Origin of the sequence: Legionella pneumophila subsp. fraseri (assembly GCF_000586315.1) — a bacterium.
Taxonomy (GTDB): domain Bacteria; phylum Pseudomonadota; class Gammaproteobacteria; order Legionellales; family Legionellaceae; genus Legionella; species Legionella pneumophila_B.
Genome location: NZ_KK074226.1, coordinates 53506 through 70410, shown reverse-complemented (window position 1 = coordinate 70410; position 16905 = coordinate 53506). Strand labels below are relative to the sequence as shown.

The following is a 16905-nucleotide window of genomic DNA, read 5'->3' as shown; positions in this document are numbered from 1 at the left end:
TATTATTTATAAATTATCTAACCAATCATAAACCACAGCATTGGAATAAGAAACATTGCCTACCTGACAATGACTTCCAGCCCCTTCAAAATCACTAAATTCATAGTGTGCAGAATTCGTTATTTTGCAAAACTCCGCGAATTGTTTTCCAGGCTCTCCTCCTTCGCCACTGCCTAATAATGCAAGGCAAGGGATTTTAATATGATTTAATGAATCACCTACGGTGAACTCTCTTAAATAATTAAATGTTGCCTTAAAAGTAGGTTGCCCAAATCTTTTGATTAAATGTTCTGTTTGGGCTTTGAGTTGGCGAGGCATCACTTCATTGGGTATAGAGGGTAAGTCATCGATACCGAAATCTTCTGAATCAGGCATTTCACAAGGGTCCATTTTTACAAAGGAACACATATAAGCATGTAAATCCAGAATAGGGGAGTTGGCAATTAAAACCTTAATTCTTGGTTCATGACTCGCTGCACGGGTTGCAAAATAGCCTCCAAAACTAATGCCCATCAATGTCAGTTTGGCCATATTGATTTCTTGCCTGAACTCAAAATAATTAATGATTCTCTTGACCACTTGCTCAAAATCAGGCTCGAAATAAGTGTCCGGATATTTTCGAAAGACATCCATTTGGCCGGGGCCTGCGAAATGAATCACATTATACCCACGTTCTACCGCAGCTAATCCGCGCATGAGGAACTCTTCTTCCAAAGTTCCATCAAAGCCACTGACTATCATGACGGTATCTCGTTTTTCTCCATCATTGGCAGGGGAGATAAAATAGCAGGGGAGATTGATGTTTTTATAAGGAATGGAATGGTTTTCAAAATGGATATCCATGCTTGAGATGGCTGTGCAAAAGCAATCTGCTGAATTCAATCCTAATTTTCTGTGATGTTCTGAGGAAGGAGGGGAGTAATATTCAGCAGCACGAAAAGAATTGGAGGCTTTGAATAATTGTTCTCGACCGCTTATGATGTGGTTTTTTACCATGCGCTCCAAACCGTCTTTTTTTTGCCACTCGGCTAACCGTTCAAACTGTCTGACCCATTCCTCAGGGTCTTCATTTTTCATGGTGTTTGCAATATTTAAACATTCACCGACTGACGCTGCTCTATAGCTGCTGGAGCCCAGTTGCCGGATTAATTGAAAATCCATTTCTGAATCAGTAAAACCCTTCACCCGAATATCGCCACGACTGATATCACTCATTTTACTTCTCCGTTATTTCCGTTTTTACAGAGTGTTATGAGATTAATAGTAACGGTACATGCCAAGAACATCAATCTTAAATAAAAAATCCTTAAATCATGATAATGCATAAAATATGGTATAAATTTTACAAACCAAAAGATGTTAACATCGCACTATGAATTGATATGCTTTTTTAAATACGCAAAGAGTACAAATCAGAATCGACGCAGTCTGATATTATCAGGCTAGAGGCCCGCTGCTGAAATGTTTTGCTTTTGATCTTTTTCAACTTGTTTTTTTGAATCCATACATTCAGTGAGCTTTTCCATCGCATGCTCTCTTTTTTCCGGATTTGGCAATTTATTATGAAGTTGTTTTAAAAGATGAAACTTTGATTCATCCACTTTAGTTTGGCTTAAGTCCATTTCACTAAAGGCAATCAGAGTCAGATTGAATTCCCTAATCAGCGAGTCAGGGACTGGTAAACAGAAATCAGAGGCCAAAATGGTGTTAATTTCTTCAGCAAACGATGTTAATTGACGGTAACATTTTTGTTCTTGTGAGTAGTAGGAAGCATGTTCATACTCTGATTTTGTAGTCTTGATAAGCTTTTCAATGACTCTATCAAATTGGTTTTTTAATATTTCCAGTTGGGATTCTGAATAATGGCTTTCAGGAGCTAAGGATTGCAGGTTATTCATCACCCTAAGCCAATATGATAAGCGAACGTAGTTGAAGGCCGCATCATTGTAATGAATTTTTTCCAATAATGATTTGAATACATCCAAATTTTCATCATCAAAAACAATCCCGGCACTCTTAAATGTATCAAGCATGGAATTAATCTCGGAATAGAATGGCTTGTCGTAATCATTCAACCAGCTATAAATATAAGGTTTCGCTTCATCTCCTACCAACTTGGCAATGGCGCAATAATGATTCCACTCATGGGGTTTCCTCTCATGGAGGGTCTCATTCGCTTTGTTTAATACAGGCCTAAAGTAATGTTTTAATTTGACATCTGGAATGCCTGCATCTTGGAGTGTCTTAAGTAGCATGTAGCTGTCGTATAAATTCAGCCTTTCATTTGTGTAGGTGTCTATCAGTTTAGAAACTATTTCCAATAAGATTGATTCAATGTTATCCCTTAGGTGATTGTCCTTATCTATTAAAGTCATTATATTGTTTAGGTTAATCATCTGATGTAAGTCTGATTGCAATTCATAGTTTCTCCCTGTGATGAAAGCACTTTGATCATTTAATAACTTGTATTGCCAATTCATTCACTTTGTTGTGCAAGAATTGTATTTCTCCCTCTAAACCTAATTGCTGACATAGAATAAAGGCTTGTAAAAATTGATTTTTACACAAGAAATTCCTTTCCTTAGTGCTGCAATGTTGAATATCAAGCGTCGTTGTTTTTTCTCTTAATGAGGTTGAGGCAATATCTGATAATTTGTAAGAAATGACTCCATCTGGGGAGTATATAAAGCGTAATAGATCATCCTTTATTTTATCAGAGCACAAATCTCTCAAATGAGGGCTATATTCTAGTGCTAAAAATGCTTCTTTTGAAAATGGCGATAATTGATTGTCTTGAAGTCTTTTGAAAACAGCCTCTTCATATTCTGCTATTATTTTTTCTTTAGCTTTGGCAATGGCATCAGTAATTTTCTCCCTTAATTCAACATTGTAGCTTAAATCAGCTGGTTGATTCACTTTTGCCAATATATTTCCTTTTGTTTTGTACATGCTTAAAACTTTTATGTCTTCAATACTCATGTTATAAAGAAGTTCATCGTAAAAATCATAGCTATTATCTCTACCCATATGGGACAGAGCATTTCTCATGAAATCAGAACACATCTCCACCCACATATTAACAATATTCTCATCTGTTAATTTTTCTGTATCACAAGGCGTTAACTTATTCCTTAAGCCGGAATATTCGTAAATTGGTAAAAATTGGTTAGGGCCAAAGCGTTCGAGGAATAGTGTTTCACCCCTCTCTTGTCCATAGCGTTCATAATAAGCTTTACGAGTTTCTTCATATTGTCTTGCATACTGCTTCTGTAAATAAATGGCTTGCAAGAGAGGGGACAGGGGATGGGCTGGATTGAAATCATTATAGGCAATTTCATTTCCTATGGTTGGGTCATTAGTAAAGAAAATGGCATCGTATTTGTTAATGTCATATAAAAGTTCAACGTAATTTGAGCCAAGTTGCGTTTTCTTGCCAAATAAGCCCAATTTCATTTTATGATGAAGATCATCAAGTTCCCTTTCCAGAATTTCACGAGACTCTTTGTATTCTTTTTCTTGTAAATGGGCCAGATGGTTTTTTTGACCTCGGCCGCTATCAAAATCCTCAGCTGAAATTCTCTTAATTTGGCCTATATCCGGATTGAAGATCAACATGCCTGCAGCTGGATAGACTCCACTTCCATAACCGAGTATGGAGGTTGAGCGCAGCGGGTTTTTGTATTTGAGATTGGGTGCTTCTTTTCTGCTTTTGATGTTAATATTGTCAGATCGCATGGATTTTCGCATTTCTCTTTCGGCCAATGTTTCATCTGTTAGAGTTGGTTTATTGGGCCTAAGTGTAGGCATGGCACTTGGTGTAGTAATACCACGAGCCAGAATTCTCCCCTCTCTCAATGCCGCAGGCAGATTTTCTCCAGCCATTCCTGCTGTTTCATCGAAAGGAGTAAGATTAACCAAGGTAATAGCCTGCAATTCTTCTACAGATAACAGTTTGCCATACAATGTGCTGAGTATAGGATAAGCTTCTGACTGCATATCCCTGATTATGCGGGCATGAGCTTCCTCATTTTCATAACCTGTTTTGATTTCTTCTTTTTTAGTAATGTAGGAATCACCCTGGCTATAGATAAGGCCTCTGGCTTCTATGACAAGTTCGGCCATCTCCTCTAAAGCAAGATTGTTTTTGCTGGCTATCTCCTTATAAAAATCAAGATAGGTGGCATCGTATTGATTTCTTGCCCTGATGATATCAAGACAATCGCAATCATGAATTATTTTTTGATAGATATTTTTTGCAGGAAAATGTCCTTCTTCATACTTAGCAAACTGCCAGAATAATTGACCATATTCGTCCTCAATGAGCTGAAAATAGCCATTCTCGGGACTCGGATCCTTGTTGGCGGTTGCCTCAGCTACAAATTTTGCAGTTTCTGCATCAATATGTAAAACGCGTGTCAGATAATAGTATAAAAAGATAGCACTTTCATGATCCCATAAATCTTCATCATCTCCTTCTCGGGCCGAATCATGGAATAACAAAGCGATTTGAATGAGTTTGATGTCTGTTGCTGTTAAATTTTGGGCTTCCTCGTTACCATGTCTCCTGTATAAATTGGCAAATACAGGTGCATAGTTTGCAGCTCGGGTAACATGTTGTATGCCGTGATGAAATCTTGCTATAGTCGACTCCTGGTGCGAGTCAGGATAGGAATGACGATAAATATTGTCATAAGCCCACTTCACATGATCGCCCAGATCATTTTCAAGATTTAAATCATTGTTTTCTAAAGAGTCAAAAATTGTATGTGGTATTCCTTTTGAATCGAGTAGTTGATGAATATAGGGAGGTTCCCACGTTTGTTCATCTTCGTAAGGCTCTCCATTTCCAGTAAGAATTTCTAAAGGTGATGGTTCTACAAGAGTGCTCTCTCTCATTGAGAAATCAATTGAACCCTCATGAAACATGACATAATTAAATAATTCACGAGTTTTACCATTCTTGGATAATTCGTTAAATCGCTCTCCTAATATCCCTAAAATATCCAGGCGAGTTGTTGATGTCTCTCCTTCTTGTTGGTAATCCGGGCTCTCTTTTAAAGCATTTAATTTTTCGATCACAGTTTCTATTACTTGTAAATTTTTTTGCGTCACTTTGGGTTGAAAAAAAGGGTGTTTAGCATTACGCAATCCAAAGCCTAAATACTTGGCAAGCTTGTTATCCTGCCCCCAGCTTTCCCTGCTCTGTTTTAAACTATTCAAAGTCAGAATCAGAGCATCTATTGTATTATTTCCCTCATATTTGTGGCGTTCATAAAGCTCAATATACTCGTTCATTTTCATCATACCAGAATGCCAGATTAGAATAAAATTATAGCAGTTGTATTAATATATATACAGCTGACTCTGGCCAATGTCGTAACTCCATGAATCTGACCAGAAAGTCATTTAAAAGCTATTCAAAGTGGATTACAATGAAATTCACCCGACTGAATTGAGAAAGCCACCTGGTTAATATGTCATTCAGTTATTTTTAATATCAAATCAGAAAGATTCTAAAACTATGTTTACTGTAATCGTTTGCCTGTTTATCGCTGTATTGCTACCTTATCTGGCAAAAGTTCCCGTCGCTTATGCCATGCATAAAGCAGGTGGCTATGATAATCGTTATCCCAGAGAGCAACAAGCTCGTTTGCAAGGGTTTGGCGCAAGAGCACTGGCAGCACATCAAAATGCTTTTGAATCTTTACTGATATTTGCAACAGCCTCTTTAACTGCTTTGGCGACTAATTCAGTTACTTTAATGACCCAATATTTCGCTATCGCCTATATTATTTCCCGGCTATTTTACCATTTGTTTTATTTGCTGAATTGCTCTTCCCTGCGCTCCACTGTATGGTTTTTGGGTGTAATATGCTGTCTTTCTATTTTATGGCTTAGTATTCCTTAAATTTTAGAAAGGCATATCTTTGTGCAAAAAATTCACCAAGTGATCATTAAAAGCGCAAAAACTCATCAATTTATCATCTAATTGGTTATAGACACTTACTCTTTATCTTTGACTTTGATATCTTAAAAAAGAAGTTCCAGATTTTTTACAAGGATGTGAATATGTCTGACTTACAAAAATTGCCCAAGACTATCCTGAGATTTTCCTGGCATTTTATAAAAAAAAGTCCCTGGCTTTATGCTTTATTTTTCATAGCACCAGTGGTGATGGTGCTTGAAACGAATGTGATTCCCTATGCTTTAAAAATGATTATTGATGGGATAACAAACCATAAAGGGGGAAAAGAAAGTATATTTCAAGACATCGCACCGGCTTTGTATTTGGGTGGAGTTGCCTGGTTTGGTGTGATTCTGGTGTTGCGCTTGCATAATTGGTGGCAAGCCTACCTTGTTCCTCAATTTCAAGCCAATATCCGCATGACCCTATTCGGTTATTTAATCCAGCATTCCCATCATTTTTTTTCTAATCAATTAGCGGGGAACCTAGCTAATAAGATAAGTGATATACCTCGATCACTGGAAGCCATTCGTAAAATCGTATCTTGTAATGTAAACACTACTTTTGCGGCAATTGTAGTTTCAATCGTTTTAATGTTAACCATTAATCCCTGGTTTGCATTCATTTTGTTAAGCTGGATCATAATCCAATTATTTATCAGTTTTTATTCAGCTAAAGAGATCAATAAGCTGGCAAGAGTGAATGCTGAAGATAAAAGTATTTTAAAAGGAAAAATCGTTGATTCTTTGAATAATATTAATACCGTAAAATTATTTGTCCAAAATGAGTATGAAAAAAAATACGTTTGGAAAACACAAAGTAAAGAAGTTCAAAGTAATAAGCGATTGGTTCTTTTCATCAATTTTTTTCGTCTTTTAGTCGATGTTCCTGTCAGTATTATGTTAATCGCCATGATTTACTCAGTAATCACCTTCTGGCAGAGAAACTTAATCAGCACAGGTGACGTGGTCTTTATATTTGCCACTTCATTTGCCATTATGAATCAAATGTGGAGTCTAAGTAATTCGCTTTGTGATTTGTTTGTCGAAATAGGGATAGTCAAGCAGGCGCTCGCCATATTATCCCAACCTATAGAAGTTCAAGATATAGCCAATGCAAAAGAGTTGAAAGTCACTCATGGCGAAATCAGGTTTGAAAATGTGACATTTCGTCATAGAGATGGTCAGGAATTATTTGCCAATAAATCGTTGGTCATTCCGGCTAAACAAAAAGTTGGGCTTGTAGGCTATTCCGGGGGCGGTAAAACAACATTTATTAATTTAATTCTTCGCTATTTTGATGTGGATAGTGGAAGGATATTGATTGATAATCAAGACATTAGCGAGATCACACAATATTCTTTAAGAAAATCAATCAGTATGATTCCTCAGGATACCAATTTATTCCATCGTACTTTATTGGAAAATATTCAATATGGCAAAGAGGATGCAAGCAAGGATGAAGTAGTAACAGCAGCTTCTTTAGCAAATTGCATGGATTTTATTCAGAATTTGCCTCAGGGTTTTAATACTATAGTAGGGGAGAGAGGTACTAAGTTGTCAGGCGGTCAAAGGCAAAGAATCGCTATAGCAAGAGCGTTTTTGCATCATACTCCTATATTGATTTTAGATGAAGCCACTTCACAACTGGATTCCTTGACTGAAGAATGTATTCAAGAATCCTTGCAACCATTATGCGAGGGAAAAACAACCATAGTTGTAGCACATCGGCTTTCAACCCTTCTTAACATGGATAGAATCCTGGTTTTTGATAAAGGAGCAATAGTAGAAGACGGTACACATCAAGAGTTGATAGAAAACAATGGATTATATAAATCCATGTGGGACGCGCAAACCTCAGGCTTCTTGCCTGTGGAACAAGAAGATGAGGCGGAGCTAGCTAAAGAATTCGATCGACCTTATTTGGCGCAAGTGTAATGTAATTAACAGAAGTAATTTTCATGGTAATGCGACACCCCATCAACTGGATGTCGACATTCATTTGTAAACTTGGTTTCTCAAAATAATCAAAACAAAATACTCTGGGTCTGTCTTCCAGGTCATTTGTCATGCACCAGGAGCCGTTGTTTTTGGCGAGCCTACTATATAACGACGATTACGGGCAAATTTCGGGAAAAAAGGTCCAATTTTAACAATAAAATCATAAGCCATAAGAAGAGCGCCCAAGGCAAATACGACATCTCCTGGAAAACGAAGCCATTGCCATAATAATGTGGTGTTATAGAATTCAAGACTTCTGGCATAGGATAGTCCATGTTCATATACTGCCATTAACTGCGACCAGCCAATTGGGAAAAAATTCAGGACAATCCATAAAAAGAGACCAGCGTTATATAACCAGAAGGCACAAACACCCAAGCGGTCATTCCATGTCTTATTTTCACCAGCAGCATATCTTAGGCAAAAATAGATTAGCCCGAGAGCAAGAAGCCCAAATGCACCAAATAAAGCAGTATGGGCATGATTTAAAGTCAAGAATGTTCCATGCTCATAGTAATTAATCAGTGGCGCATTAAGTGTGCCTCCTCCGAACACACCGGCACCAACAAAATTCCAGAACGCAGCCCCCAATATGTAAAGATAAGCAAGATTGTAGGTAAATGCTCCCTGCTTTTTAATCAGTTGTCGATGCTGAATTGCATCAATAATAAGAAGAACCAACGGCAAGACTTCGATAAAGGAAAACATGGATCCTAGCGGAATCCAAATTTCGGGAGTACCTGTCCAGTACCAATGATGACCAGTACCTATTACTCCACCCAGGAAGATTAAAATGGATTCAAAATATACTGTTCTCTCTGCGGCTTTTCTGGAAACCAAACCAGTTCCCATAAGTACGTAGGCGGTGGCACAAGCAGCAAAAAACTCAAAGGATTGTTCAACCCATAGATGAACAACCCACCAACGCCAGAAGTCTGTTATGGTGAACGATTTTTCAATACCTGTTAATGGGATCATCCCAAAGCAATATAAAACAGCAACATTGATAGTGCTGGCCCAAAACAGGTTTTCAAGTTTGATTCGACCTGTCCAGAACTCAATGGTGGCTTTTTTTAATCCTTCCCATGTAGGCCACATTCCGCGGAAAACAATGAAGCTCCAAAGAAACAATCCAATGCAAAACCCGATTTGCCATAGTCTTCCTAATTGTATGTAAGATAAGCCTTGATTGCCCAACCAAAACCAGGCTTTATCAATATACCCCATAATCCCCAGGTAATTGCCAACGATAGCTCCACCCACTACAAGCAAGGTGACATAAAACAGGAAGTCAACTAAAAATCCCTGTCCTTTGGCTTCCTTACCGCTAATGACTGGCGCCATAAATATGCCTGCACTTATCCATGAAAGCCCAATCCAGATAATGGGAGTTTGGATATGGACGTCTCGAAGGAAATTAAAAGGCAGCCAAGTATTGACATTAATACCATAGAAGCTTTCGCGCTCAGCATAATAATGAGCCATGATGGCTCCGACCGCGATTTGCAGCAAAAGAAATAACGCGGCTACAAGGAAATATTGACCTACTTTACGTTGGCTTTGAGTCAGGGGTTTGAAACCTGAAAAAACAGGTTCCATGGGGCCATGATCAACATCACTTAAATAGCGGTGATAAATGTAGAGAACCGTACCAAATCCCATAAACACAAAGCAAAATGAAATCCAGGTCCAATAAAATGTTCCTGATGAAGGGGTATTGCCAACGCTTGGTTCGTATGGCCAATTATTAGTATAAGATATGTTTTGATTTGGACGGCGAGCTATCGTTGTCAAAGAGGAATAAATAAGAAAGTTTGCAGTTTTAAGCGCGGTATCAGGATTTAAACTATAAGCTTGAGTATAACCCGCCATAAAATTATGGTTTAGTAACGATTGGCTGATTTCAGCCTGTAATTGTCGTATTGAGGTAGTGAGCGCTGTTGTCAGTATGCTTGTTTTTGTATTAAGATCAAGGTGTTGCAGTGAATTCTGCATTTCTTTATTAATAACGTATTGTTCGCTTTCTGTTAATGCGGAATAGGCTTTATTAAAACGAATTTGGGCCAATTCTTCCTGGACCAATTCTCCCAAACGCACCAGATATTTTGCTGTATAGTCTTCGCCAAAATAGGAACCCATACCATATAAGCTGCCATAGTCCATTAAGTCAGCACGTTGAAAACCTGCTTTTCCTTCCACAATGTCTTGTGATGTCATCACCGTTTCGCCTGTGGAGGCTACAAAACGGTCTGGTAAAGGAGGTACTAATTGATAGGTTTTAACAGTTCCCCATATGAGGATTAGAAAACAAAGAATGGCGGTAACTAGTAAAATCCATTTTAAAACATTGGTTACCGGATCAAATGGGTGATTTATTTGAACAGGTGTTTCATTTGCAATAGTATGCATCAGGCTATCCTTAGCGGAATGTTTCAACTCAGGCATTGATTATAAAGAGGATCTTTATAAGAAACAATTCATGTTACCTGCAAGACTGATTCTGAGAAAACCATACATCTCCAGTACCCACAGGGTTCCTCCTCATCGAACAATGTCTGCTTCTCAGAAAGAAGATGCTGTTCTTTTATAAGGAAAAGTAGTGCATAAGGCATAATTGATGACATAAAACAAAACACTGAAACCTAGTGACAGCAACAGAGTATTTTTTAATAACAATAGTATTAAAAGCACTAATGTTGCACGTACTATTTCTAAATAAAGAATACTGGTATTGCCATTTGCAACGCGACCAAGAGTATAAAGCGTCAGTAAAATTAATGCTCCAATCAGCCATGATGTGATAATAGCAGGATCAAAAATAAGAGATAGATAAGTGTATAAGAACACTGCAAGTGCAGTATTGCTTAACATATAAACTGCAGGTGACCGTGTATTTTTTTTAACCGTTATTTTTTTCGAGACAGGAAAGTTTTCTTGTTGCAAGCGATGGATGACCCACTCGGGCGGCATAAAGAACGCACGTAATACGTCCCATTTGTTTTTAAGCCCTTTTCCATAATACAGAATATCTTTAACCACTTTGATGTTGGCGTAAAAAGGATTCCATGAATCCAGGGGCTCGGTGACCCCATAATCAGCCGGCTCCTTTTCTGGTTCAAAAGTACCAAACAGTTTATCCCAAATAATCAGGCTTCCCGCATAATTTTTATCTATGTATTGAGGGTTTTTGCCATGATGAACTCTGTGATGAGAGGGGGTATTAAATATTTTTTCAAACCAACCCATTTTCCTAATGGATTCCGTATGAATCCAGAATTGATAGATGGTATTGATAGAAGCGACAATGACAAACATCCAGGTCGGAAAACCAATCAGTGCCAAGGGCAAATAAAACACCCATGAAGTTAACGTTTGGAAGTAACCCTGTCTTAAGGCAACAGATAAGTTAAACTGCTCACTTTGATGATGGACCGAATGACCAATCCAGAAGAAAGTGTTTCTGTGACTTACTCTATGGTACCAGTAATAGAAAAAATCAACTCCAAGCCATAAAAATAGCCAGGAAAAAATCGATTGAGGATTAATGTTAAAAATAGCGTAATGCTCATATAAATAATAGTAACCATAAATAATCACACCCTTGATGGGGAGAGCGCCAATTTCTTCAAGAATACCACTGCTGAAATTATTGACCGAATCGTTTAATTGATAGACACCAGATTTTTTGTAATAGGCTACCCAGTATTCAATTCCTATGAGGATTAGGAAAAGAGGTGAGGCAAAAACCATTAAATTTATATCCATAAATATCCTTTGAACAGTGATAGACGTTTCGCAATGGGTATTTTTTATTTTGCAGACGTTGTGGCCTATGCCTTATTTTCTAATACTTTTGTTTTGCTTGTAAATAATGATATTGTTATCAGCCTCGTTAGAAATCATTCTAAAGGATATTTGATGCATCAGGAACATCCAGGCCAAACCGATACCCCAAAAATAGATCCTTGGTTAATATTTGTCATATTAATGTTGATGGCTTTGATGCAAACCACAACCGATCAATACATTCCTTCTCTTCCGGCTATTACTACAGCATTGAACAGCACAGAAGCATCGATTCAGTTAACTATTTCTATGTTTATGTTGGGTTTAAGTATATCTCACATTTTTTATGGCCCCTTGTCAGACAAAATAGGACGCAAACCTCCATTAATGTTCGGTGTTGGACTAAGTATATTGGGTAGTTTATTTTGTTTTTTTGCGCCCAACGCCAGTGTGTTAATTTTGGGTCGATTTTTGCAGGGATTTGGAATTGGTTGTTGCAATTCAGTGGGGCGATCTTTGGTCAGAGATTTATTCACCGATCGATTACTGGCTAAAATTGGTTCTTATGTCGGGGTTGTCAGTATTTTTATTATGGCAGCCTCACCCACCTTAGGAGGGTTTATTCAAGAGATGGCTGGATGGCAAGCCAATTTCTTATTCTTATTTGTTTTTGGAATCCTTGTTTGGCTTTTGGCATTTAGTATTCTTCCTGAAACGAATAAACACTTAAATCCTGAAGCTACAAAAATCAAAGTGATGGCGAAGAATTATTTCACTTTATTACGTAGCAAGGTCTTTGTGGGATATACACTGTGTGCTTGCTTCGCCTTTGCTGGAATGGTTTCTTATCTTACGATTGCGCCATTTTTATTTCAAAATACCTTGGGATTGAGTCCTTTGGAATTTGGCCGTTTAACCTTTTTTATTGCGGGCGCCATCTGTTTTAGTGGGATTGTCAACAGTCTGCTGGTCATGCGTAAAGGAATATCCTTTATGGTTTGTACCGGTGTTCTTTTTATGATTGCCGGTGGTTTAAGCCTGTTACTTATTACGATACTGGGTTGGTCGCAAATCTATTTTATTATGATTCCAATTACATTATTCAGTGCTGGTGCCGGATTTACATTTATTAATGCTTTTGCCGGCGCTTTTCATCCTTTTCCGCAAATGGCTGGAACAGTTGGATCTTTATATGCCAGTATGCAGGATTTAAGTGCAGCACTGGCCAGTGGGTTTATTGCAGGAATTAAAGGGTATGGTCAATATTCTTTAGCTATGATATTACTGATTTTAGGTTTAAGTTCTTTAGTGGCATGGTATTATCTTGGATTGCAAGATGACGCTATTTCAAATTAAGGGGTATTAATGAAAATTACCGATGAAGAGTTGAAAAAAATTATCAGTAAATTATCTGGCTCCAAAGCCGATGACATTCATGATGATACAGCACTAATAGAAGATTTGCATTTGGATTCTTTAAAAATTGTTGAGCTTTTGGCTATCCTTAGTGAAGAATATCAATTAGAGGTTAGTGAAGAAGATGCGATGAATTTTCATACTTATAAAGATTTGTATGATTTTACGCAAGCCTGATTGTTACCGGTTATTCCATTTTTTTGTAGTAAGAGTTGGGGCATTTTGATCAAGAGCCGCCAATCTAAAATTGCTTATTCTTATAGATTAATTATCCGTTCAGGCTGAGACAGCGTAAACGCCTCCTCAGCCTGAACGGATAGTGTAATTAATTTTAGCTTGACAGCTATGAGTAAAATGCCTCAACAAACAATGATCAAATCAGATAACTTCCAATAAAGAACAGGCTGCGATTCCTCCTCCACCTGCTGCTACCAAAAGTACCTTTTCTCCGGATTGTATTTTGCCATCCGATCTCAGTCGATCCAAAGCGATGCCTACACTGGATCCTGAGGTATTTCCTGTTTCCTCAACAGTTTTTATCGTTTTTTCTTCAGGAAAACCTAATTGTTTTGCTACCGACAAAACCAGATTTTTATTTCCCTGATGAGGGACAAGCCATTGGATATCAGAGATTGTCAGATTTAATTCTTTTAGAAAATCCTTGGCGCTGTCTGCCATACCATGTACCGCTTTTACAAATAAAGCGGTACTTTCCTTTATGGTAATGTAAAATTGCTCATGATCATTGCAAACTGCGGCGGGCAAGCGGGAACCTCCTGCCGGAGTTGAGACGGCATCGTATACTTCACCGTCAGCAAACAACGCAGACGCTATAAAACGAAAGTCTGCTTCTTCTTTATCTTGAGAAACACAACATGCTGCTGCTCCATCACCGAATAAAACACTGGTTGCAAAATTGTTTTTATTTAAAAATTTGGAGCGAATTTCGCTGGCTATGAGTAATACCGAACCATCATTGGTCTGTGCTAAAGCAGCACTGGTATGCAAACCGACAACAAATCCGGCACAGGCAGCCCCTAGATCAAAAGCTCCGGCGTTTTGTAAGCCAAGTCTGTATTGTACGAGAGGGCTGCTTGGCGGGGAGGGATAATCCCCGGAGATAGTGGCCAGGATCACTTGATTCACTTTCTGTTTTTCCTTGGGTTTTTCTATAAACAATCGCTCAGCTGCCTGTACAGCCAGATCGCTACAAGCTTGATCCTCATTCACCCAATGCCGGTTTTTAATTCCAGTCGAAAACCCAATCACGGCTGGATTTTGGGTACTGTTCATCCAATTGAGAACATCTTGGTTGCTCATGACTCTCTCGGGAAGCGCGACATAAGGGCCTTTTATGTAGATGGGTTTTTCACAGCGGAAAAAATTCATGACAACAATCCTTCTGAACGCATTAAAGGCAGGCCACCACTGACTGTTAGTACTGATCCCGTCATAAAAGAGGTTTTTGACAAAAGAGGATCAATAGCTTCCGCGACTTGAGTTGGTTCACCCATAGTACCCTGTGGAATAATTTGCATTACTTTTTCCTGATAGGCTGGATTTTTCCAAAATTGCTCTGTTCTGGAGGTTTTAATTAAGCCTACGCGTACTATATTAGATAAGATATTGTTAGCACTATAATCAACAGCCAAATTTAAGAATAATCCTTCCAGAGCAGCCTTTGCTGCACAATAAACCGGATATCGACTGGTTCCAGCTGTCGCTGAAAGACTTGAAATGAGGACTAGTCGCCCGAATTTATTTTTTAGCAAGGCAGGTAATAAACGATGAATAAGCCAAATGTTGCCATTGAGATTGTTATCCAGGTAAGTACGAACAGCGTGATAGGGCAATGCATGTAATTTACGCAGTTGGGTGACCCGAGTGAACGCATTTAATATGATGCCATCAAGTGGTTCTCTTAAAATCAGTTCCAAATCGTTTTCACAAGCTTGAGGGTCTGAAAAGTTATAAATGAAACCCGTCACTTCAATGTTTTGTTGACGGTATATTGCAAGAGTTTTATTAAGACTGGTGTCATTAGAACAGGTAATGATGATTTTATCGCCTGATTCACTGCGTCGTTTCGCTATGGCTTGGGCAATATCAGAGGAGCCGCCAGTAATCAGGATATTCATTTTGCCCCCAGCTCAATGAGATATTGTTCAATAGTATTGATCGATTCGTAACGCTCCTTTTCCAGTGGAATGACAGGGATTTTAATTTCAAATTCCCGTTCCAACTCAATGATTAACAAGGCCAGCATCAAACTATCCAAGCCCCCCTGCTCAAGTTTCGCCTGTTTGTTTTCAGGAAGACTGGTAAGCCCAATTCGTTCCAGTACTTGTTCAATTCGATTACTCAGCATTATTTTTTTCCTTCTTATCAAGGTCGTCAATATCCAAAACCAGTGCGTTCCTGTCCAGTTTCCCATGTTTATTTCTGGGCAGGGATGGCATGAGATGTACTTGAATAGGTAATTTCCTGGGTAGCAAATGTGTTTGTATTTTTTCTGTTAAATATTGCTTGGAAATTGGAGAATGCAGTGTTGTTTTTTCAATACAAACAACTAATCGTATCCCGTATATCCTATCTTCCTGAGGGATAACAATGGCTTCTTTTATCGCATCAATTTGGCAAATTTTTTGCTCTATCTCAGAGAGGTTAACTTTTTCTCCCCCAATATTAACAATACTGTCTCGACGGCCTTTAATTACTACTAAGCCATTGGGTAATATTTCTGCAATATCTCCTGTAGATAACCAACCATTTTGTATTTTAGTGCTGACTTTTTCACCAAGATAACCCAGCATCATTTGAGTGCCGCTAATTAATAATTCATGTTCAGAAGACAGTTTGACCTTCCAATCGCCAACAGGATAACCTGCATAATTTTCTGTGAATAAAGGATCCTTACTGGAATAAGTCAGCACTCTAGGAGACGCTTCAGTTAAGCCGTAATTGTTATAGATGATAGCGTTAGGAAATATTTGTTTCAAATCCGCCCTGAGCGCGGTAGATAAAGGAGCACCAGCAGAAACAATCGCGTTAATTTTGGCTGCGCTGTCAGGGTATCGTTTTGCTATGGCATTGATAGCTACCCAGTGAGAGGGCACGCCACTCCACATTTGAGGGATAGTACCTTGTTCCATTAGCATTTTAATGTCAGTAAAATGAGTGATGAGTCGGGTGCTCAGGCCAAACATTAAACCAGGTAATAATTGGCCCAGAAGGCCGAAAGAATAGGATAAAGGTAAAAATAGCAATTGATCTTGAACTTTTTTAAATTCCAGCGCCTTAATAACAGCATGGCAGTTGGCTTTTATATTGATGCTTGATAGTTGAACTGCTTTAACTTTTCCTGTACTTCCTGAAGTGAAGAGAATAAGTGCTGTCTGAGGATGGGGCTTAATTGTTTTATTTTCATATGCTTCCTGCAATTCCCCTTTTTCATTGATCAATATGGCATTACCCAAAAGAGACAGTCGTATTTGTTTTTCTTCCTCTGAAATGGAGTTGGGGAACAGGGCAATGGGTCGATTTGTTTCTAAACAGGCTAATAGTGTAATAATAAATTCAATATCGGGTGTTGCATGAAGGATAATGACGGTTTTTGGAAGTTTCAGAATTTGCTTTGAACGGTCTAAAATTTCATGGGTTAATTCATCAAAGGTTATTGCTCGATTGTCCTGAGTAATTGCTATCTTATTTGGAACATCTGGCGCCAAAAACTGCATG

11 protein-coding genes and 1 pseudogene are annotated in these 16905 nt (G+C 38.3%); 4 read left to right on the top strand and 8 right to left on the bottom strand.

What is annotated here, in order from left to right; translation table 11 throughout:
* Nucleotides 1-6 precede the first annotated feature (6 nt).
* Together CC34_RS0112855 and CC34_RS01000000116590 are read right to left on the bottom strand one after the other, a co-directional pair.
* On the bottom strand, nt 7-1215 hold the full coding sequence (locus CC34_RS0112855; protein WP_028377848.1) for an alpha/beta hydrolase family protein: 1209 nt from the start codon (nt 1213-1215) through the stop codon (nt 7-9).
* Nucleotides 1216-1442: 227 nt separating this feature from the next.
* A pseudogene (locus CC34_RS01000000116590) lies at nt 1443-5301 on the bottom strand (lpg2239 family Dot/Icm T4SS effector).
* A gap of 220 nt (nt 5302-5521) precedes the next feature.
* Here CC34_RS01000000116590 and CC34_RS0112845 point away from each other — a divergent pair.
* Nucleotides 5522-5908, top strand: coding sequence for an MAPEG family protein (locus tag CC34_RS0112845; protein ID WP_028377850.1), 387 nt, complete (start codon nt 5522-5524; stop codon nt 5906-5908).
* A gap of 161 nt (nt 5909-6069) precedes the next feature.
* Entirely contained in the window at nt 6070-7902 is a 1833-nt protein-coding gene (locus tag CC34_RS0112840) for an ABC transporter ATP-binding protein (protein ID WP_028377851.1), read from the top strand.
* Between the two features lie 129 nt (nt 7903-8031).
* On the opposite strand, the gene CC34_RS0112835 is transcribed toward CC34_RS0112840, so the two are convergent.
* Both CC34_RS0112835 and CC34_RS0112830 read right to left on the bottom strand, forming a co-directional pair.
* Nucleotides 8032-10374: a nitric-oxide reductase large subunit gene (locus CC34_RS0112835; protein ID WP_028377852.1), complete on the bottom strand. Its 2343-nt coding sequence runs from the start codon at nt 10372-10374 to the stop codon at nt 8032-8034.
* Between the two features lie 153 nt (nt 10375-10527).
* Nucleotides 10528-11730 carry a sterol desaturase family protein gene (locus CC34_RS0112830; RefSeq protein WP_028377853.1) on the bottom strand — a complete coding sequence of 401 codons (1203 nt, stop codon included), beginning with the start codon at nt 11728-11730 and terminating at the stop codon, nt 10528-10530.
* A 153-nt stretch (nt 11731-11883) separates the two neighbouring features.
* Between CC34_RS0112830 and CC34_RS0112825 the strand changes: the two genes are divergently transcribed.
* The gene (locus CC34_RS0112825; protein ID WP_028377854.1) at nt 11884-13107 is read left to right on the top strand and encodes a multidrug effflux MFS transporter; all 1224 of its coding nucleotides are present in this window, start codon (nt 11884-11886) and stop codon (nt 13105-13107) included.
* A 9-nt stretch (nt 13108-13116) separates the two neighbouring features.
* Complete coding sequence (locus CC34_RS0112820; RefSeq protein WP_027227276.1) at nt 13117-13344, top strand: acyl carrier protein; 228 nt, start codon at nt 13117-13119, stop codon at nt 13342-13344.
* A 201-nt stretch (nt 13345-13545) separates the two neighbouring features.
* On the opposite strand, the gene CC34_RS0112815 is transcribed toward CC34_RS0112820, so the two are convergent.
* The 4 genes from CC34_RS0112815 to CC34_RS0112800 are packed head-to-tail and all read right to left on the bottom strand — an operon-like array spanning nt 13546 to nt 16904.
* Entirely contained in the window at nt 13546-14556 is a 1011-nt protein-coding gene (locus tag CC34_RS0112815; protein ID WP_028377855.1) for a 3-oxoacyl-ACP synthase III family protein, read from the bottom strand.
* Nucleotides 14553-15305 carry an SDR family NAD(P)-dependent oxidoreductase gene (locus CC34_RS0112810; RefSeq protein WP_028377856.1) on the bottom strand — a complete coding sequence of 251 codons (753 nt, stop codon included), beginning with the start codon at nt 15303-15305 and terminating at the stop codon, nt 14553-14555. Before CC34_RS0112810 ends, CC34_RS0112815 begins: the two co-directional genes overlap by 4 nt.
* On the bottom strand, nt 15302-15535 hold the full coding sequence (locus CC34_RS0112805) for an acyl carrier protein (RefSeq protein WP_027222332.1): 234 nt from the start codon (nt 15533-15535) through the stop codon (nt 15302-15304). The genes CC34_RS0112810 and CC34_RS0112805 overlap by 4 nt, the downstream gene beginning before the upstream one ends.
* Nucleotides 15525-16904 carry a class I adenylate-forming enzyme family protein gene (locus CC34_RS0112800; RefSeq protein ID WP_028377857.1) on the bottom strand — a complete coding sequence of 460 codons (1380 nt, stop codon included), beginning with the start codon at nt 16902-16904 and terminating at the stop codon, nt 15525-15527. Before CC34_RS0112800 ends, CC34_RS0112805 begins: the two co-directional genes overlap by 11 nt.
* Between the last annotated feature and the right edge of the window lies 1 nt (nt 16905).